Source organism: Kitasatospora sp. NPDC101183 (assembly GCF_044767945.1).
Taxonomy (GTDB): Bacteria; Actinomycetota; Actinomycetes; order Streptomycetales; family Streptomycetaceae; genus Kitasatospora.
Genome location: NZ_JBIWOW010000006.1, coordinates 1 through 18,723 on the forward strand (window position 1 = coordinate 1; position 18,723 = coordinate 18,723).

The window sequence follows — 18,723 nt, forward strand, 5'->3', positions numbered from 1 at the left end:
GGCGGGGGGGGCCCCCCGCGCGGGGGCCCGGCCCCCCCGGCCGCCCGGGCCCCCCCCCCCGGGGGGGGGCGCCCCCCGCCCCGGCCCCCGCCCCCCCCCCGGGGGGGGGGGGCCCCCCCCCGTCGCCGGACACCGTCAGCGGTGTGACCGGTCGGGGGCGGGCGTCAGAAGCACTTGATCCTGCCGCAGTTGGGAACGGAGATCTTGTGCTGGGTCCCGGCCCTCCATTCCAGGCGCGGGATCAAGCCGATCCAGGTGAGCAGCCCGCCCAGCCCGATCTGGGCCAGGTTCTGGTCGGTCCACCAGATCGAGAGCGTTCCCGACTGGTTGATCTCCAGCCAGGCGTTGGTGTAGCCGTTGGTGCCGGAGGACCAGCAGGACTGGTTGCCGACGCCGTAGACGACGAAGTTGCCGTCCGTCTGCATGGTCGCCCGGGTGCCGCAGCCGGCGGTGTTCGGGGCGCTCCACTCCTTGACCCGGCGCTCCTGGCCGAGTTCGTTGACCTCCGTGTACCAGAGCGCCAGTTCGCCGTTGTCCTCCATCTTCAGGACGGTCCACTGGTCCGGGTTCCCGGTGGCCTCGAAGGTCTGGCCGCGGCAGATGGTGAAGTTCCGCCATATCCAGGAGCCCTGGCGCTCCGCGCCGGGAGGCTGGAGGGCGCAGTCGGAGGACGGCTGGCCGCCACCACCGCCGCCGCCGGTGTTGCCACCGCCACCCCCGCCACCACCGGTGCCGCCGCCACCGCCGCCCCCAGAACCGCCGCCACCGCCGGGGGTCGGGCCGTTCTGGACGTTGTCCATGCGCCAGCGCTGCTTGTCGGAGCCGTCGCACCGCCACACCCCGAGCTGCTCACCGGCGTTGTTCGCGGTGAGGCAGCCGCCGTCGGTGGCGCTGACGATCCAGTACCAGCCGTTGCCCGCGTCGCGGAACGACCACCGCTGGTTGGCGTTCCCCTGCTGGTTCTGCGTCAGGTGGGTGCGGTGGTTGCCGGGGTCGTGGTCCATCACCATGCCCTGGCCCGGCGCGGCCTTGCCGTCCGTGAGCAGGGTCTCGACGATCCACTGACCGTTGCCCGCGTCCCAGAACGCCCACCGCTGGGCCGCGTTGCCGTTGCCGCCCAGCGCCTTGATCGAGGTACCGGAGGCGGTGTTGGCGCCGTCGAGGTCGGCGACCAGGCCGTTGTTGTTCGAGCGGAGCGTGGCGACCTGGCTGCTGCCGATGTTCGGGCCGACCACCGGGCCGCCGGGCGACCCGCCGGAGGACCCGCCGCCGGGCTGGGGCTGCGGCTGGGGAGCGGACGGCCCCTGGGCCACGTTGTCGAGGCGCCACTTCTGGCGGTCGCTGCTGTCGCAGGGGCTGATGGCGAGGGCTTCGCCGGGGTTGTTGGCGGTGAGGCAGTTGTTGTCGGTGTCGCTGGTGATCCAGTACCAGCCGCCTCCGGCGTCGTGGAAGGCCCAGTGCTGGTTGGCGTTGCCGTCCATGGTGCGGATGAGGTGGGTGCGGTGGTTGCCGGGGTCGTGGTCCATGACCATGCCCTGGCCCGCCGCCGCCTTCCCGTCGGTGAGGAGCGTCTCGATGATCCAGCGTCCGTTGGTGGTGGCCCAGAAGGCCCACCGCTGGGCGTCGTTGCCGTTGGCGCCGAGCGCCTTGATCGACGTACCCGAGTTGGTGGTGCCGCCGTCCAGGTCCGCCACCACCCCGTTGTTCGCGGAACGCAGCGTCGCGACCCGGTTGTCCGCGACGCCCGGGTTGACGACCTGGCCGGTGGCCGGGTTCGGCGGGTTGGGGCCCTGGGCGAGGTTGTCGAGGCGCCATTTCTGGCGGTCGCTGCTGTCGCAGGGGCTGATGGCGAGGGCTTCGCCGGGGTTGTTGGCGGTGAGGCAGTTGTTGTCGGTGTCGCTGGTGATCCAGTACCAGCCGCCTCCGGCGTCGTGGAAGGCCCAGTGCTGGTTGGCGTTGCCGTCCATGGTGCGGATGAGGTGGGTGCGGTGGTTGCCGGGGTCGTGGTCCATGACCATGCCCTGGCCGGCCGCGGTCTTGCCGTCGGTGAGCAGGGTCTCGATGATCCAGCGTCCGTTCGCGGTGCTCCAGAAGGCCCACCGCTGGGCGTCGTTGCCGTTGGCGCCCAGCGACTTGATCGACGTACCCGAGCCGGTGCTCGCACCGTCCAGATCGGCGACCATCCCGTTGTTCGCCGAACGCAGCGTTGCCACCTGGTTGTTGCGGACGCTGGGATCGACGACCGGGCCGGTGGCCGGGTTCGGCTGGCTCGGCTGACCCCCGGTCGGCGGGTTCGGCCCGTTGGCGACGTCACCGAGGCGCCATTTCTGGCGGTCGCTGCTGTCGCAGGGGCTGATGGCGAGGGCTTCGCCGGGGTTGTTGGCGGTGAGGCAGTTGTTGTCGGTGTCGCTGGTGATCCAGTACCAGCCGCCTCCGGCGTCGTGGAAGGCCCAGTGCTGGTTGGCGTTGCCGTCCATGGTGCGGATGAGGTGGGTGCGGTGGTTGCCGGGGTCGTGGTCCATGACCATGCCCTGGCCGGCCGCGGTCTTGCCGTCGGTGAGCAGGGTCTCGATGATCCAGCGCCCGTTGGCGGTGCTCCAGAAGGCCCACCGCTGGGCGTCGTTGCCGTTGGCGCCCAGCGACTTGATCGACGTACCCGAGCCGGTGCTCGCACCGTCCAGATCGGCGACCATCCCGTTGTTCCCGGAGACGAGGGTGGAGACCTGCCCGGTCCCGACGCCGGGGTTGACCACCGGGCCGGTGCCCGGCTTCGGCGCCGGCTGCTGCGGGGCTCGGGGCGGGACGCTGCCCAGGCCCCAGCGCTGCGAGTCGCTCGCGTTGCAGTCCCAGATCTGCAGGGCGGTGCCGTTCGCGGGGTTGCCGCCGGAGACGTCCAGGCACCGGCCCGAGGCGGGGTTGACCAGTGAACTGTTGTCGCCCTGCTGCCAGTTCTGCGCGGGCGTGCCGTTGCAGGTGTAGAGGCCGACCCGGGTGCCGCGGTCGGTGAGGCCTCCGGTGACGTCCAGGCACTTGTCGAACGCCTTCAGGGTGACGACGCCGCTGCTCGCGGACGGGGTCCAGCGCTGGGAGCGGGTGTTGTTGCAGTCGTACAGGTCGATCGGGGTCTTGTCGGCCGTGTTGCCTCCGGTGACGTCCAGGCACTTGCCCGGGAACGCCGAGTAGACGGGCACCGAGCCGGCACCACCGCCGCCGTCGCTGCCGGTGGGGCCGGTCAGGCGGAACTTCTGGCGGTCGGAGCCGTCGCAGGTGCCGACCGTCAGCGGCTGGCCGGAGGCGGCGAGCGTCAGGCAGCCGCCGCCGTCACCGTTGGTGATCGTCGACCAGCCGTTCCCGGCGTCGGCGAACTTCCAGAGCTGGTTCGCCCGGTCCGCCGCCACCGCCTGGAGCTCGGTGCGGTGGGCGGTGTCCTGCCCGAGGACGAGCCGCTCCTCCGGGCGGCTTCCGCCGTACGTGAGCCGGGACTCGATCAGCCAGTTGCCGTTGCCCCGGTCCCAGAACGCCCAGCGCTGGGAGTCGGTCGAGTTGGGCTGCCACGCCTGGACGGGCGTGCCCACGGCGGGCACGCCGCCGCGTACGTCCGGCACCAGCTGGGGGTCGGCGGCGGAGACGATGCCGATCCCCTGGGCCGACTCCGGTGGCGTACCGCCGCCCGGTCCGCCGGGCCAGCTCGGCCCGCCGGGGGTGCCGCCCCAGGAGGGCAGGCTGGGCAGCCAGGGGAAGCCGAGGATGGGGATGGCGGGGAGCGGGGGCATGGACGGTCCGCCGCCGGGCGTGCCACCGCTACCGGGGTCGGGATTGCCGGGATTCGGCGTGCCGCTGTCGTCGGGGGCCGGCTGGTTGGTGTCCGCCGGCTCGCACTTGGTCGGCTCCTCCGGGGCCTTGGGCGGATTGGCGGACGCGGCGGGGTCGTTCGGGAAGCCCGAGGTGGTCGGCCACGGCACGTTCGGCAGACCGGGCAGCGACGGCCAGGGGACCGTCGGGAAGCCAGGGATCGACGGCCAGTCCCAGAGGGGCTGGTCGGGCAGCCGGGGCCACGGGACGGATGGGGACGACGGCGCTCCCGGCCAGGTGACCGCGGGCATGGCGGGGTGGCCGGGGAACGGAACGGTCGGATTGCCGGGGACGGAGGGCCACTTGACCTGCGGGAACCCGGGGACGGTCGGCCAGGCGAGGCCCGGGTGGTCCGGGATCGCCGGGTCGGTGACCGCGGGGAGGCCGGGGATCAGGGCGGTGCCGTCGTCGTTCCCGTTGCCGGGTAGCGGCAGCACCGGCCACGGGACGTCGGGGTGCCCGGGCATCGCCGGCCACGGGACGGTCGGCAGGCCCGGTACGGAGGGCCAGGTCGCCTCGGGGTGGCCGCCGATCGTCGGCCACGGTCGGCTCGGTACGGTCGGGAACCCGGGCCAGCGGATCTCCGGCAGATCGGGGTGGCCGGGCATCGGGACGTTCGGGTAGCCGGGGACGGACGGCCAGGGGATGGCCGTGTGCCCGGGCAGGGACGGCCAGGTCAGCTCGGGGTGGTCGGCCACGACCGGCCACGGGGTGTCCGGGAAGCCCGGAACGGCGTGGCCGGGTCCGTTGCACGGCATGGACAGCCGCCACCGCTGCCGGTCGGACCCGTCGCAGTCCTTCGTGGTCAGTCCGGCCCCGTCCGTCGAGGCGGTGAGGCAGGCCCCGGTGGACGCGGCGGTGATCCGGTACCAGCCGTCCTCGTCGGCCGGGGTGAACTTCCAGCGCTGCGCCGGACTGCCGTCGGGCTTTCCGGTCGCGTCGTTCTCGATCGGGCGGATCACCAGCTGGTCGCCGTAGGTGGGGAGGCCGAGGACGCTGCCCTGTCCTGCGGGGGTGGTGCCGTTGGTCAGCCCGGTCTCGATCACCCAGGTGCCGTCGGGCTTCTGCCAGGTCGCCCAGTTCTGCTGCGGGGCACAGGCGGGCGCGGCCGCGCGGACCCCCGTACCGGCGGCGGGGGAGGCGCCCGTCACGTCGGCGACGAGGTTGCCGGAGGCCGAGGTCAGGACCGAGGTCCTGCCGTGCTGAGGTGCCGACGGGTCGGGGCTCGCAGATGTCTGCGGGGTGGTGTCGGAGGCGGTGGTGACAGCGGCCGGTACGGCCGCGACGCGGGGGAGCGGCCGAAGGCCCGGCGGACAGTGGTCCCGCCGGTTCTGACGGCGCTGGGGATCCTGTTCCAGCCGGAACCCGACGGGCCGGTGGTCGGACTGGACGTCGTTGAAGTACCCCTGGACGAAGCCGGTGTACTCCTGGGCCACGCCCGTCGGGGGGTCACTCGCGACCATGTAGTCGAGCTCGCGCTCCCCCGCCGGGCTCGTCGGCCGGGTCTCCTGGCCGCTCCTCACCGCACGCCACTCGGGGTGCGCGACGAAGGCGGCGGCCAGAGTCGCCGGCTTGCGGTTGAAGTCGCCCATCACCGCCCACTTCTCCCCGAACCTCGCCGTGGCGACCGCCGTGAGCTGGTCGACGGTGTCGTCACCACCGTCCGTGAGCATGTGCGCGCTGTAGAACCAGGTGTCACCGAGCTTGAGTCCCAGCATGGGCTTCGGGTACTTGCCGACAACGTCGAAGGCGTCCCGCCAGCCGATGACGTCGACCTGCCCCTGCCCGTCGCGGACGTCCAGGTTCGCATGGGTCATGAACGCGATGTTCGTGCCGGTGCTGTTGGTGTTGAGGTAGTAGATGTAGACGGTGTCCGCGTCCGGGCCGGGACGGCCCTTGACGGTCCACTCGTGCTTGTACACGGAATACGTGTTGACCTTCGCGCCCCCGGATCGCCGGAAAGTCCCGATGTCAACCGGGTCGTTGGGCATCGGCGAGAAGAGGTCGTAGCCCCTCGGTGCGGTGACGCTGTCCGGTACCTCCTGGAGGGCCACCGCCTCGCGCCCCGGCAGGAGGTAGGTCAGCGCGGTCTGCCAGTTCTTCTTCTTCCGCTGCATGTTCCAGGTCGCCACCGAGTGGTCGGCCACCGCGGCGGACGCCGACGACGTGAACACCGGGAGGAACGGCACCAGTGTGGCGAGCAGGGCCAGGACCAGGACGACCGTCACACCCGATGCCCGTGGCCGGGTTCGGAACGGTGGTGTCGCCGGGTTGCCTACCGGCCCTGGTGGGCTGTGGTGTTCGAGCATGCCGTCCTCACATCACGGGAGCTGGACCGGCTCCCGCAGGACGCGGTTCGCCGACCGGCACCGAACCAGGCGGAGGTATACACGGCATCAACGGCCGAACGACGTCGCGCCGGGGCGTGTGAGGGTGCGTCGTAGAAGGGGGGCTTCGGGGCCCGCGGCACCGCAACCCACGAAGGCCCGCCGGGGGCGGGCCTTCGTGCGGTCGTTCAGCCGTCCAGCAACTGCGTGCGGATGCCCGCGAGGACGATGTCCAGCTCCAGCCGGAAGGTCGCGTCGCGCTGCTCCAGCGGCCACACGGCGGCCTGGCGGGCCTGCTCCTCCAGGGTGTAGCCGTTGACGAAGCTGGTGACCACGTCCGCCCCGAGGTGGGCGGCTCGGTCGTCGGCGCCGGCCGAGCGCAGTGCGTCGAGCAGCGAGCCGAAGAAGGCGAGGGCGTTGGGCGGCGGGGCGCTGAAGGAGGCCAGGAGCCGGGCGCCGTCGCGGTGGGCGAGCATGGTCGTCCGGGCCCGGGTGGCCAGCTCGCGCAGGCGGTCGGCCCAGTCCTGGCCCTCGGCGGGCGGCGGCGCGAGCATCTCGCCGATGATGCGGTCCGCCAGCGCGTCCAGCAGCGCCGCCTTGCTCGGGTAGTGCCAGTACAGGGCCCCGGCGCGGACGCCGAGCCGCTGCGCCAGGCGACGGGTGGTCAGCTCGTCGAGGCCGTCCTCGTCGAGCAGCTCCATCGCGCCCTGCAGTACGTCGGCCTGCCTGAGCGGCATCCCGGTCCCCTCCCGTGTGCGATTCCGCGTCCGGTTCCGTCCGTGCTCCGTCCGCCCGCGCATCTTGCCACTTGAACGGCGACCAAGTAACTTGAACAGCGTCCAAGTGAACACTGTTCAAGTTCAAGTGGGGGGATCGACGTGCGCGTCCTGGTGATCGGGGCCGGAATCGGCGGACTGTGTCTGGCACAGGGCCTGCGACGGGCGGGAATCGACGTACGGGTCTACGAGCGCGAGGAGAGCGCCGAAGCCCGCTACCAGGGCTTCCGGATCGGCATCGGCGGCCTCGGGCTGGAGGCGCTGCGCGAGTGCCTGCCGCCGCGGCTGCACCCGGTGCTGGAGGCCAGCACCGGGGAGATCTCGGGCGAGCGGCCGATGGTCGACGAGCAGCTTCGTGAGATCCGCCAACTCGGTGCGATGCACGGCGGCACCGCCACCGACCGCCACGTCCTGCGGCACCTGCTGATGGCCGGGCTCGCCGACCGGATCGAGTTCGGCAAGCGGTTCGTCCGCTACACCGAACTGGAGGACGGCACCGTTCGGGCCGAGTTCGCCGACGGCACCGGTGCCACCGGTGACCTCCTGGTGGGCGCCGACGGCGGCAACTCGCCGGTGCGCCGCCAACTCCTGCCCGACGCCGAGGTGGTGACCATCGACGGCAACGGCGTGCTCGGCCGCACCCCGCTCACCGAGCGGTTCGCCGGTCTCGTTCCGGGCTTCGGCACCGTGGTCAACGGCCCGGGGACGCGGATGCTGCTCGGCAAGATGGAGTTCCGCCGCCCGCCGCACCTGGCCGCCGCCGAACTGGCCCCCGACGTCGAACTCCCGGAGACCGGGAGCTACCTGCGCTGGGCCGCTTTCCTGCCCGACCCCGCAGGGCCGCGCCCCGCCGACTGGGAGGGCGTCCGCGACCTGCTGCTGGCGCACATGGCCGGCTGGCACCCGGACCTGGTCGAGCTGGTGCGGCAGTCGGACGTGGTGAACAGCTCCGTGTTGACCGTCCGCTACGCGAAGCCCGTGCCGCACTGGGGCACCGGGCCCGTCACCCTGCTCGGCGACGCCGTCCACGTCATGCCGCCGAGCGGGGGCATGGGCGCCAACACCGCCTTCCGGGACGCGGCGCTGCTCTGCCGTGAACTCGCCGCCGTCCGTCGGGGCGAGGCCGGGCTGCGGACGGCTGTGGAGCGCTACGAGCGCGAGATGCTGGAGTACGGCTTCGCGGCGGTCGCGCAGAGCCTGGAGCAGCTGCCGACCTTCGCCCCGTCGAGCTGGACGGTGGGCGCGCGCTGACGGGGCCCACTGGCAAGGGGCTCAGGACTCGTTCTCCTCCGGGTCCGGCGGCAGGCCGACCTCTTCCCGGTCCTCCTCGGTGCGCTCCTCCAGCTCGTCCTCGTCCGGGCGGCGGGGCAGGCCGCGGCCGTGCCCGGTGTCCGGGTCGCCCTCGACGGCCTTGTTCGACTTGTGGTGCGCCATGGCTCCTCCTCGTCCTGGCGGAGGGGGCCGTCCGGGCCGCGCGGGGCGCGGGGAGGGGAATCGGGCCCCCGTCCACTGAACCCCCGGCCCGAGCCCGTCCGCAACCCGGGCCCGACCGGGGGGCGAGTCCGGTTCGGGCGGGAGGCGGCAGGATCGGGGCGAGGGCAGCGGGTCGAGGCCGCGCGAAGGCCGCCCTCCCCGGGATTCGGAGCCCCGGGGAGGGCGGCCTTTGGCATCGCCCGGGGTCAGTACACGTTCACCTTGTACTTGGCGAGGGCCGCCTTCACGGGCTGGAAGAAGGTCGTGCCGCCCACCGTGCAGTCGCCGCTGCCGCCGGAGGTGAGGCCGAGGGCCTTGGTGGCGTCGTACAGCGGGCCGCCCGAGTCGCCGGGCTCGGCGCAGACGTCGGTCTGGATGAGGCCGCGCACCGTGCCGCCGCCGGTGTAGCGCACGGTGGCGTTGAGGCCGGTGACGGTGCCGGTGTGGGTGCCGGAGGTGGAGCCGGTGCGGGTGACGGGCTCGCCGACGTACGCGTTCGGGGCGGAGGTGAAGCCGCCGGGGTGCTCGAGCGCGCCGTTGTCGTAGCGGACCAGCGCGTAGTCGGTGCCCGGGAAGTCGGAGTGGACGGTCGGGCCGATCAGGGTGGCGTGGGCCTGGTCGGTGTACCAGGTGCTCGCGACGTTGCCGCAGTGCCCGGCGGTGAGGAAGTAGTGGGTGGAGCCGCTGACGACGTTGAAGCCGAGCGAGCAGCGGTAGTGGCCGCCGTAGATCGCGTCGCCGGCCGTGAGCAGCGGGGTGAACCGGCCGGGGACGTGCCGGATGGTGAGCGTGTGCGCGGCGGTGCCGGCCGCGCGGACGATCCTGGCGAGGCCGGACGGGTTGACGGTGCTGTCGGCCGTCACCACGACGCGGCCGGCCTCCTCGTCGACGTACCAGGCGGTGCCGTCGACCTGGGCGTTGAGCACGGCGTCGTCGACGGCCGACAGCTGCTCGGCGGTGGACGGGGCGGCCGGCGCGGCCACCGCGCTCGGCGCGGCGAGCGCCGTGGCGGACAGCAGTCCGATCGCGGCGGCGAGCAGACGGATTCCTCGGGTGGGGCGGGGGTTCGGGCGCTGGGTCCTCACCGGTCTCCTCCTGGGAGTGGCAGGCCCCCTGAGGGTCGGGGGGCCGTCAGGCGCGGTCAGGCGGTGCGTCGCGGAGGTCCGTCGACGCCGTCGGGAGGGCGTGACGGGTGATCTGCTCCTGACAGGCGCTGTCCGGCAGTATGAGGAAGAGACCGTTCGGGCACAAGCATTCTGACGAAATGTCGGAAAAACGGATAAATAAACGACTTGTCAGTGCACCCGGTGGAGCGGGGCGCCGATCCCCGCGCCGACGGTGGCCACGAGCAGCAGGGCGGCCTCGAAGAACAGCGTCAGCGTCAGGTCGAGGCGACCGGGGGCAGGCGCTCCAGGATGCGCTCCATGCCGCTGGTCCAGTTGGCCTCCAGCGCGGCGACGGCCCGCTCCACGTCCCCGTCCAGCAGGCACTGGGCGATCCGTTCGTGCTCCTCCGCGGCCCGTGCCAGGATCTCGTGGTCGCCGACGACGACCCGCTCGTAGCGGTGCAGGGTGAGCTTGAGGGAGTCGATCATCTCGCGCAGCCGGGCGTTGGCGCAGCCCGCGAGGAGCAGCGCGTGCCAGGCGTCGTCGGAGCGCTCTATCGTGCCGTGCGGCGCCCGTGGGGCGGAGAAGGCACGGGCCTCGGCCAGCAGCCGGGGCGCGACCGAGGTGAGGTACGCGGGGTCGGAGGTGCGCAGCGCCAGGGACTCCAGCGCGATCACGATGGCCGTGAGGTCGCGGAACTCCCGCTTGCCGGTGGGCGCGAACCGGAAGCCCTTGCCGCGCTCGCTGGTGATGATGCCCTCGCGCTCCAGGCTGATGAGCGCCTCGCGCAGGGGGGTGCGGCTGACGCCGAGCTCCTCCGCGAGCTGCACCTCGTTGATGGACTCGCCGGGGGTGAACCGGCCACGGCCGAGCTGCTCCAGGAGCTCGTCCTTCACCTGCTCGCGCAGCGGACGCCGCTCGATCGCCATCGGAACATCCCTCTTTCTTCTTCGGTCCGAAAGCCTACCGGCCCGGGGCGCCCGGCCCCCACGACCGGGCGCCCCGGGGCGTCTCAGGCGGTGCCGGCGCCGTCCACGGGGATCACCGCGCCGCTGATGAAGGCGGCGGCGTCGCTGGCGAGGAAGGCGACGGTCTGCGCGATGTCGCGCGGGCGGCCGATCCTGCCGAGCGGGCGGTCGGCGGCGTCGGCGTAGAAGGCGTCGGGGCTCTCGCCGAGCTGGCGGGCCTCTTCGGCGAGCATGCCGGTGTCGGTGTCGCCCGGGCAGACGCAGTTGACGCGGATGTTGTCCGGCCCGTGGTCGATGGCCATGGCCCTGGTCATGTTGACGACGGCGCCCTTGGAGGCGCAGTAGGAGACGGCCCGGCCGCCGCCCTTGATGCCCCAGCCGGAGCCGGTGTTGACGATGCTGCCCCCGCCGGCGGCGGCCATCAGCGGCACCACCAGGCCGCTGAGCAGCATGATCGAGCGGACGTTGACGGCCATGACGAGGTCCCAGTCCTCGTCGGTGATCTCGGTGACGGTGGAGCGGCGGATGATCCCGGCGTTGTTGAACAGCACGTCCACGCCGCCGAAGGCCTCGACGGCGGTGCCCACCGCCCGCTCGCAGTCGGTGCGCAGGGAGACGTCGCAGCGGGCGAAGACGCCGCCGGTCTCCTTGGCGGCCTGCTCGCCGCGCTCGGCGTCGAGGTCGGCGAGGAGGACGGACGCGCCGAGCTCGGCCAGCAGGCCGGCGGTGGCCCGGCCGATGCCGGAGGCGGCGCCGGTGACGATCGCGCGCTTGCCGGTGAGGTCGATCATGTGGGCTCCTCTGCAAGGGGGTTGAGGTCAGTCGGTGAGGCGGTAGACGGCGCTCGCGTGCCGGCCGGTGATCACCCGGACGTGCCCGGAGAGGGCATGATCCAGGGCGGGGTCGCCGGTGTCCAGCAGCAGCGGGCGGCCGGAGAGGGCGGCGAGCTTGGCCTCGGTGGCGAGGACGAGCAGCCGCCCGGGGCCGGCGGCGCGCAGCAGGTCGGGGGAGAGCTGCTGGTTGCCGCGGCCGAGGAGGAAGCCCTGGCCGCCGATGGGGGAGAGGGCGATCCACGGGGTGTCCGGCAGGGCGAGCAACTGGTCGGCCCGGGCGTCGCGCAGTTCGAGGCGGGCGGTGCCGTCGGTGCGGACGCGCAGCACGTCGACGCCGGTCAGGCTGGCGTCGGGGGCGCCGAGGGCGGTGGCGACGGCGTGGGTGGTGGTGCCGGGGCCGAGGGCGAGCAGGGCGCCGGGGCCGACCCGTTCGGCGAGTTCGGCGGCGATCCCGCCGAGGGAGTCGGCGGGCGAGTCGGCCGAGCTGCCGGTCTTGCGCTGCTGCACCCGGGCGGGCAGCAGCGGGACGGTGAGGCGGCCGTACACCCGGGCGCCGACCCGCCCGGCGCGCAGGGCATCCTCGTCCCGGTCGACGACCTCGGCGGGCGCCAGTCGCACCCCTGTCCCGCGTGCCCAGGCGGCGGCGACCTCGGCGGCGGCGCGGGGGTGGTGGGCGAAGACGGCGGAGTGCATCTTGACGCCGGCCGGGACGCCGAGGACGGGCAGGGCGGCGAACGGGCCGAGCGCGTCCAGGACGTCCCGGGCGGTGCCGTCGCCGCCGCAGAACAGCAGCAGGCCCGCGCCCGCGCCTACGAGGGCGCGCACCGCCGCCCGGGTGTCGGCCGCGCCGGTGGGCTCCCCGGCCGGGCGGTGGACCACCCGGCCGGCGCCGCAGCCCATCGGCCCGCCGACCGTCAACAGCTCCACCTCTGGTGCGAGGGAGAGGAGTTGACGGACCGTCAGGTCGGCGCGCTGCGCGGCCTCGGGCCGGGCGCCGAGGGCGAGCGCCCGCCGCTGCACCTCGGGGCCGTCGCTGCCCTTGAGTCCGACCCGGCCGCCCAGCCCGGCGACCGGGTTGACCACCACCCCGATGACGGGCGCGGAGGTCACGGCTGCTCGCCGAGCACCTTGCGGCGGTAGGCGCGCCAGCTGACGGCCCACACCTCCGGGTCGTCCAGCGGCTCGTGGCGGATGCGGTGCACCGTCGAGTTGTGCGGCGCGGTGCGGACGGTCTCGGGCTCCTCGTACGCCTCGCGGGCGACCTCGGCGAGGATCGCCGCGTACTCGTCCAGGTCGGCGCGGGAGTAGGACTCGGTGGGCTCCAGCGTCATCGGCTCGGGCACCACGTACGGGTGGTGGCTCGTCCAGTAGTGGGTGCCGAAGTCGGCGGCCCGGTAGCCGATGTCCTCGCTGTGCAGCCCGGTCTCCTCGTTGAGCCGCTCCCAGCTGTAGCGCACCTGCTCCACGCGCGGGCGGCCCTCGGCGTACGGGACGGAGACGCCGCGGATCTGCCGGACCTTGTGCAGCAGGTAGTTGTTGTTGAGCACGGCGGTCTCGGCGACCTCGCGCAGTCCCTCGGCGCCGAGCGACATGATCCAGGCGTAGGCGCGCACCAGGTTCGGCACCACGCCCAGGTAGGGGCGGATCTTGCCGACGGACTCGGGGCCGCCCTCGTCGAGTCGGTAGCGCTCGCCGTCGAACTCGACCGTGGGGCGCGGCAGGTGGGGCGCCAGCTCCGCCGTGACGCCGCAGGCGCCGGCGGCGGGGCCGCCGCAGGCGTGCGGGGTGGAGAAGGTCTTGTGCAGGTTGAAGTGGCACAGGTCGAACCCGGCCTCGCGGGCCCGGGTGATGCCCAGGATGCCGTTGGCGTTCGCCTGGTCGTAGGCGCACAACCCGCCCGCCGCGTGGACGAGTTCGACGAACTCGCGGATGCGCGGGTTGTAGATGCCGGTGTCCTCGGGATTGGTGATGAGCAGCGCGGCGGTGCGCGGCCCGACGGCGGCGCGCAGCGCCTCGATGTCGGGGTAGCCGTCCGCGTCGGGGTGAAGGGTGATGACCTTGAACCCGGCGGTCTTGGCGCAGGCGGCGTTGGAGGGGTGGGAGAAGGCGGTGGTGATGATCTCGTCGCGCTGCTCCAGTTCGCCGCGCGCCGCGTGGTGGGCGCGGATGACGGAGACGTTGGTCCAGATCGCGGCGGAGCCGGCCCCGGGCTGGAGGCTGACCCTGTCCATGCCCGAGATCTCCTTGAGCATCTGCTCCAGGCGGTGGACGAGTTCGAGCAGGCCCTGCACGGTGGAGCCGTCCTGCGCGGGGTGCAGGGAGGCGATCCGGCGGTCGCGGACGAAGGTGTCGTTGACCTTGGGGCTGTACTTCATGGTGCAGGTGCCCTGGCCGACGTCCACGTTGAGGTCGGCGCCCAGGTTCTCCTGGGAGAGCCGCAGGTAGTGGCGCAGGACCTGCTGCTGGCCGAGTTCGGGCAGCGCGGGAGGGGCGGTGCGGCGCAGGGCGGCGGGCAGGCGGTCGGCGGGGGAGCCGACGGCGGCGGTCACGGCCGTGTCGGGCAGCGGCGGCAGGACGCCGCGCTCGCCGGGGGTGCCCAGCTCGAAGATCAGCTTCTCGTCCCAGCGGGCCTGGTGGAAGCGGCGCAGCGGCGGCTTGGGGGCGATCCTCGGGTCGACGGGCTCCGCGCCGCCGGTCACCTGATGATCTGTCTGACTGTTCGTCACTTCACGATCTCCTCAAGGGCGGTGGCGAGGCGCTCGATGTCGGCCCGGGTGTGCAGCTCGGTCACGCAGTAGCGGCCCTCGCGCTCGCCTGCCGGTGTGCCCGCGTGCAGGCCGCGCTCCAGCAGGGCGGCGGCGATCTCGGCGGCGGTGAGGGCGCCGGTGTAGCGCAGGGTGAAGTCCGCGAAGTGGACGGCCTGCGGCTCGGCGAGCTCGATCCCGGGGACCTCGGCGAGGCGGGCGCGGGCGTAGGCGGTGTTCGCGAGGATCGTCTCGCCGATCTCGCGCATGCCGTGCGGGCCCATCAGCGCGAGGTAGACCCCGGCGGCGATGCCGTGCAGGGCGGCGGCGGTGCCCACCCACTCCTTGCCCTCCTCGCGCAGGGCGAAGGAGGTGCGCTCGTAGGCGACGTCGCCGAAGCCGTACTCGCCGGGCACGTCCGTGGGCGCCAGGCCGAACAGCCGGCTCGGGTACTCGGAGACGAGGCGCGGGTCGTCCGCGCTCGCGATGAAGCCCGCGTTGCCGCCGCCGAAGCTCGGGTGGATGCCGAGCGGCTGGAGCTCCCCGCAGGTCAGGTCGGCGCCGAGGGCGGAGGGCGGGGCGAGCACGCCGAGGCTGATCGGGTTGACGTGGACGACGGCCAACGCGCCTGCCGCGTGGGTGAGTTCGACGTACTCGGGCAGGTGTGGGTCCACCCGTCCGCTGTGGTCGGTGAGCTGCGCGTACACGGCGGCGGCGTCCCCGGCCGCCAGCGCCGCGCGGACGGCCTGCGGCTCGGCGGCGACCGGCACCAGCTCGTGGACGCCGCGCACGTAGTCCTCGATCCGGGAGACCCGGTCGGGGTCGATCTCGCCGACCAGCAGCAGCTGGCCCCGGCCCGTCGCCCGCCCGGCCATCCGCAGCGCGGTGGCCGCCGCCTGGAACCCGTCGTAGGTGGGGACGTTGACCACCTCGACGGCCAGCAGTTCGGCCATCAGCGACTGGTACTCCCACAGTGCCTGGAACCGCCCGTGGTCCTCGTACGGTTCGCCCGCGTAGGCGGTGAGGAACTCGCTGCGGTTGACCACCTCGTCCACCACGGCCGGCACGTGGTGGCGGTAGCAGCCCGCTCCGAGGAAGCTGCGCCCCGGGGGCACCGCCGTGTTGCGCGCGAGCAACTCCTCCAGGTGGGAGGCCAGTTCGGCCTCCGACCCCAGCGGCTCCGGCAGGTCCAGCGGGCGGTCCAGCCTCAACTCGGCCGGGATGTCGGCGTAGAACTCCTCGACGCTGCCCGCGCCGACCTCGGCGAGCATCGCCTTCCTCACGTCGGGCGCGGAGTTGGGGATGTAGGGATGGCTTCGGGGGGCGCGTGCGCTCATCTGGCACCTTCCGCGATTTCCGTCACAGGCCTTGACGGCACTGTGCATGCTGAGTTCTGTATACAGCATTCGGCATTCACTCGTCGGGAGGCAAGATGTCAGCGAAAACCCGGCTCGGAAATCTCCCCCGCCCCCTCGGGCCGTCCCCCACCCGGCGCAGCCTGCTCGGCGCCGGACTCGCAGGCGGCGCCCTGCTGTTGACCGGCTGCGCCACCGGCGGCAGCGGTTCCCCCGGGACCAGGAAACTGGCCGAAAGCGCCAGCGCCACGCTCACCGGCAAGATCACCATCTGGTCCTGGGACGTCGCCGCCAAGGCCATGAAGCGCCTCGGCAAGACCTTCGAACAGGCCCACCCCGGCACCACGATCGAAGTCGTCGACATCGGCTACGAGAACGCCTACGACAAGATCACCGTCGGCCTCGGCGCGGGCAGCGGCCTGCCCGACGTCCTCACCCTCGAAGCCCACAAGGTGCCTGGCTACATCGGCAACTTCCCCGGCGCCCTCGTCGACCTCACCAGCCGCGCCGACGGGCTCAAGGAGAAGTACCCGCAGTCCGTCTGGAAGACGGTGAGCGACGCCAAGGGCCACGTCTTCGCCCTGCCCTGGGACAGCGGCCCCTGCGCCCTCTTCTACCGCCGCGACCACTTCCAGCAGGCCGGAGTCGACCCCGCCACCCTCGCCACCTGGGACGACTACGTCACGGCCGGCGCCAAGCTCAAGGCCGCCACCGGCAAGAAGCTCCTCATCCTGGACTCCAAGAAGGACAGCACCTTCTCCCTCCTGCTCCAGCAGCAGGGCCAGGGCTGGTTCACCGACGGCAAGGTCGCCGTCGCCACCCCCGCCGCCGAACGCGCCCTCACCCTCCTCAAGCGGCTCGTCGACGCCGACCTCGTCGACTTCGAGGACGGCTGGGACGGCCTCGTCTCCGCCACCCACGACGGCAAGGCCTCCACCACCCCCACCGCCGCCTGGTGGGACGGCACCCTCACCGGGGACCTCGCCGACCTCAGCGGCAAGTACGGCGTCGTCCCGCTGCCCGCCTTCGACGCCGGCGGCTGCCGCACCTCCAACAGCGGCGGCTCCGTCCTGTGCGTCCCCTCCCAGAGCAAGAACCCCGAACTCGCCTGGGCCTTCGCCGAGTTCCTCCTCGCCGACAAGGGAAACCAGGTCTCGATGATGAAACAGGAAGGACTCTTCCCCGCCTACCTCCCCGCCCTCGACGACCCCTACTTCCAGCAGCCCTCGCCCTACTACGCCGACCAGCCCGCCATGAAGCTGTTCGCCGAACTCGCCCGCTCCATCCCCACCATCGAGCGCACCACCGACGACACCAAGGCCGGGGACATCGTCACCACCGCCGTCAACACCGTCCTCCACAACGGCGCCGACCCCGGCACCGCCCTGCGCTCCGCCGCCCGCCAGATCGCCACCGCGACCGGCCGCCAGACGGTCGGGTAGCGCGCCGCCATGACCAGCCCACCCGCCTCCCTGCGCAAGCCCGCCGCCGCCCGCACCCCCGCGGCCGCACGGCCCCGGCGGCGCCGCCGCTCACCGGCCGGCGCCGCCTGGCTCTTCGCCGGCCCGGCCGCCGTCCTGTTCGCCGCCTTCTTCGCCTATCCGCTCGGCGCCAGCCTCTACCAGAGCCTCACCGCCCGCCGCGACGGCGTCGACGTCTTCGTCGGCCTCGACCAGTACCGGCGCCTGCTCGACGACCCCGCCTTCCTGCACTCCCTCGTCAACACCGGGCTCATCCTCGCCGTCCAGGTGCCGGTGATGATCGGCCTCGCGCTCGTCCTCGCCGTCCTGCTCAACCAGTCCTGGCTGCGCTTTCGCGCCAGCTGGCGGGCGGTGTACTTCCTGCCCGCCGTCACCACCCTCGTCGCCTACGCCGTCGTCTTCCAGGTCCTGCTGCGCACCGACGGCGGCCTCGCCAACCAACTCCTCCAGGCCCTCGGCCTCGACGGCGTCGACTGGCTCAACTCGCCCACCTGGGCGCGGATCTCCGTCGTCGGCTCCGTCACCTGGCGCTGGACGGGCTACAACGCCGTCATCCTGCTCGCCGGCCTCCAGGCCATCGGCCGCGACCAGTACGAGGCCGCCGCCCTCGACGGCGCCGGGCCGCTGCGCACCTACACCGGCGTCATCCTGCCGCAGCTGCGCCCGGTGGTGCTGTTCTGCGTCATCACCTCCACCATCGGCACCCTGCAACTCTTCGACGAGAACTACGTGCTGACCCGCGGCGGCCCCGGCGACGCCACCCTCACCCCGGTCGTCTACCTCTACAAGGTCGGCTTCCAGCAGTTCGACTTCGGGTACGCCGCCGCGATCGCCTGGGTGGTCGTGCTCATCATCGCGGCCGTCTCGCTGCTGCAGTTCCGGTTCTACGGAAGGGAGCGCCGTCGATGAGCGCCACACCCCGGCGCCCGCAGCCCGCGAAGCGCCCGCGGCCCGCGAAGCGCCCGCTGCCCGCGAAGCGCCCGCTGCCCGCCAGGCTCGGCCGCGCCGCCGTCCTCGCCGTCCTGGCCCTCGGCGCCGTCGTCAGCCTCGTCCCCTTCGCCTGGATGCTGATCGCCAGCACCCACAGCAGCTCCGAACTCTTCCACTCCCCACCGCCGTTCCTGCCCGGCGGCGAACTGCTGCGCAACCTGGCGCACCTCCAGGAGACCATCGGCTTCGGCCGGGTGATGCTCAACAGCCTCGGCATCGCCGTCGTCTACACCGCGCTCAGCGCCCTGCTCTCCGCCATGTGCGGCTACGGGCTGGCCAAGTACCGCTTCCGGGGCAGGGGCGTGCTGCTCGGGGTCGTCCTCGCCACCATGATGATCCCGATCCAGGTGCTGCTCGTCCCGCTGTTCCAGATGATGGCCAACCTCGGCTGGATCAACACCTACCAGGCCGTCATCCTGCCCTTCCTCGCCAACTCCTTCGGCATCCTGCTGATGCGCCAGAGCTTCCTCGACTTCCCCGACGAACTCCTGGAGTCCGCCCGGATCGACGGCTCCGGCGAGCTGCGCACCTTCTACCAGGTCGTCCTGCCCTGCGTACGGCCCCAGTTGGGGGCACTGGTGATCTTCACCTTCATGGGGCAGTGGAACAGCTTCATCTGGCCGCTGCTGATGCTCAACAAGCAGGAGACCTACACCGTGCCGGTCGCCCTCAACACCCTGACCGGCCTCACCCGCGTCGACTACTCCGGGCTGATGCTCGGCTCGCTGCTCGCCACCCTGCCGCTGATGCTGCTCTTCCTGCTCTTCCAGCGGCAGTTCGTCTCCGGCCTGCTCGGCGGGGCGCTGAAAGGATGATGA

General features: G+C 72.8%; 13 protein-coding genes. 4 read left to right on the forward strand and 9 right to left on the reverse strand.

Going from position 1 to position 18,723, the window contains the following annotated elements; genetic code table 11:
• Positions 1 to 164 precede the first annotated feature (164 nt).
• A complete protein-coding gene (locus ACIRRS_RS09250) occupies positions 165 to 6,080 on the reverse strand; it encodes an RICIN domain-containing protein (protein WP_402967066.1) in 5,916 nt (1,971 codons plus the stop codon).
• 287 nt (positions 6,081 to 6,367) lie between these two features.
• On the reverse strand, positions 6,368 to 6,916 hold the full coding sequence (locus ACIRRS_RS09255; protein ID WP_402967068.1) for a TetR/AcrR family transcriptional regulator C-terminal domain-containing protein: 549 nt from the start codon (positions 6,914 to 6,916) through the stop codon (positions 6,368 to 6,370).
• A 141-nt stretch (positions 6,917 to 7,057) separates the two neighbouring features.
• Here ACIRRS_RS09255 and ACIRRS_RS09260 point away from each other — a divergent pair, with 141 nt between their 5' ends.
• Positions 7,058 to 8,206: an FAD-dependent oxidoreductase gene (locus ACIRRS_RS09260; RefSeq protein ID WP_402967070.1), complete on the forward strand. Its 1,149-nt coding sequence runs from the start codon at positions 7,058 to 7,060 to the stop codon at positions 8,204 to 8,206.
• 21 nt (positions 8,207 to 8,227) lie between these two features.
• Here ACIRRS_RS09260 and ACIRRS_RS09265 read toward each other — a convergent pair whose 3' ends face one another.
• The 7 genes from ACIRRS_RS09265 to gcvPA form a co-directional block, all read right to left on the reverse strand.
• Positions 8,228 to 8,389 carry a hypothetical protein gene (locus ACIRRS_RS09265; protein WP_402967072.1) on the reverse strand — a complete coding sequence of 54 codons (162 nt, stop codon included), beginning with the start codon at positions 8,387 to 8,389 and terminating at the stop codon, positions 8,228 to 8,230.
• A gap of 245 nt (positions 8,390 to 8,634) precedes the next feature.
• Positions 8,635 to 9,513 carry a S1 family peptidase gene (locus ACIRRS_RS09270; protein WP_402967074.1) on the reverse strand — a complete coding sequence of 293 codons (879 nt, stop codon included), beginning with the start codon at positions 9,511 to 9,513 and terminating at the stop codon, positions 8,635 to 8,637.
• Between the two features lie 296 nt (positions 9,514 to 9,809).
• The gene (locus ACIRRS_RS09275) at positions 9,810 to 10,463 is read right to left on the reverse strand and encodes a GntR family transcriptional regulator (protein WP_402967076.1); all 654 of its coding nucleotides are present in this window, start codon (positions 10,461 to 10,463) and stop codon (positions 9,810 to 9,812) included.
• 83 nt (positions 10,464 to 10,546) lie between these two features.
• Positions 10,547 to 11,293, reverse strand: a complete 747-nt coding sequence (locus tag ACIRRS_RS09280; RefSeq protein WP_402967078.1) for an SDR family NAD(P)-dependent oxidoreductase — start codon at positions 11,291 to 11,293, stop codon at positions 10,547 to 10,549.
• Positions 11,294 to 11,320: 27 nt separating this feature from the next.
• Positions 11,321 to 12,445 (reverse strand): ATP-NAD kinase family protein, encoded by a 1,125-nt coding sequence (locus tag ACIRRS_RS09285; protein WP_402967080.1) that lies wholly within the window; start codon positions 12,443 to 12,445, stop codon positions 11,321 to 11,323.
• Positions 12,442 to 14,061, reverse strand: coding sequence for an aminomethyl-transferring glycine dehydrogenase subunit GcvPB (gcvPB, locus tag ACIRRS_RS09290; protein ID WP_402967082.1), 1,620 nt, complete (start codon positions 14,059 to 14,061; stop codon positions 12,442 to 12,444). Before gcvPB ends, ACIRRS_RS09285 begins: the two co-directional genes overlap by 4 nt.
• On the reverse strand, positions 14,058 to 15,416 hold the full coding sequence (gene gcvPA / locus ACIRRS_RS09295; protein WP_402967084.1) for an aminomethyl-transferring glycine dehydrogenase subunit GcvPA: 1,359 nt from the start codon (positions 15,414 to 15,416) through the stop codon (positions 14,058 to 14,060). The genes gcvPB and gcvPA overlap by 4 nt, the downstream gene beginning before the upstream one ends.
• Before the next feature lie 95 nt (positions 15,417 to 15,511).
• Between gcvPA and ACIRRS_RS09300 the strand changes: the two genes are divergently transcribed.
• The 3 genes from ACIRRS_RS09300 to ACIRRS_RS09310 are packed head-to-tail and all read left to right on the forward strand — an operon-like array spanning position 15,512 to position 18,720.
• Positions 15,512 to 16,876 (forward strand): ABC transporter substrate-binding protein, encoded by a 1,365-nt coding sequence (locus tag ACIRRS_RS09300; RefSeq protein WP_402967086.1) that lies wholly within the window; start codon positions 15,512 to 15,514, stop codon positions 16,874 to 16,876.
• Positions 16,877 to 16,885: 9 nt separating this feature from the next.
• Positions 16,886 to 17,824, forward strand: coding sequence for a carbohydrate ABC transporter permease (locus tag ACIRRS_RS09305; protein WP_402967088.1), 939 nt, complete (start codon positions 16,886 to 16,888; stop codon positions 17,822 to 17,824).
• On the forward strand, positions 17,821 to 18,720 hold the full coding sequence (locus ACIRRS_RS09310; protein WP_402967090.1) for a carbohydrate ABC transporter permease: 900 nt from the start codon (positions 17,821 to 17,823) through the stop codon (positions 18,718 to 18,720). Before ACIRRS_RS09305 ends, ACIRRS_RS09310 begins: the two co-directional genes overlap by 4 nt.
• Positions 18,721 to 18,723 lie beyond the last annotated feature (3 nt).

Excerpts from the sequence above, each read along its gene's own strand:
- ACIRRS_RS09255 (WP_402967068.1), bottom strand. The coding sequence starts at position 6,916 with ATGCCGCTCAGGCAGGCCGACGTACTGCAGGGCGCGATGGAGCTGCTC.
- ACIRRS_RS09265 (WP_402967072.1), bottom strand. The coding sequence starts at position 8,389 with ATGGCGCACCACAAGTCGAACAAGGCCGTCGAGGGCGACCCGGACACC.
- ACIRRS_RS09275 (WP_402967076.1), bottom strand. The coding sequence starts at position 10,463 with ATGGCGATCGAGCGGCGTCCGCTGCGCGAGCAGGTGAAGGACGAGCTC.
- ACIRRS_RS09280 (WP_402967078.1), bottom strand. The coding sequence starts at position 11,293 with ATGATCGACCTCACCGGCAAGCGCGCGATCGTCACCGGCGCCGCCTCC.
- gcvPA (WP_402967084.1), bottom strand. The coding sequence starts at position 15,416 with ATGAGCGCACGCGCCCCCCGAAGCCATCCCTACATCCCCAACTCCGCG.
- ACIRRS_RS09300 (WP_402967086.1), top strand. The coding sequence starts at position 15,512 with ATGTCAGCGAAAACCCGGCTCGGAAATCTCCCCCGCCCCCTCGGGCCG.
- ACIRRS_RS09305 (WP_402967088.1), top strand. The coding sequence starts at position 16,886 with ATGACCAGCCCACCCGCCTCCCTGCGCAAGCCCGCCGCCGCCCGCACC.
- ACIRRS_RS09310 (WP_402967090.1), top strand. The coding sequence starts at position 17,821 with ATGAGCGCCACACCCCGGCGCCCGCAGCCCGCGAAGCGCCCGCGGCCC.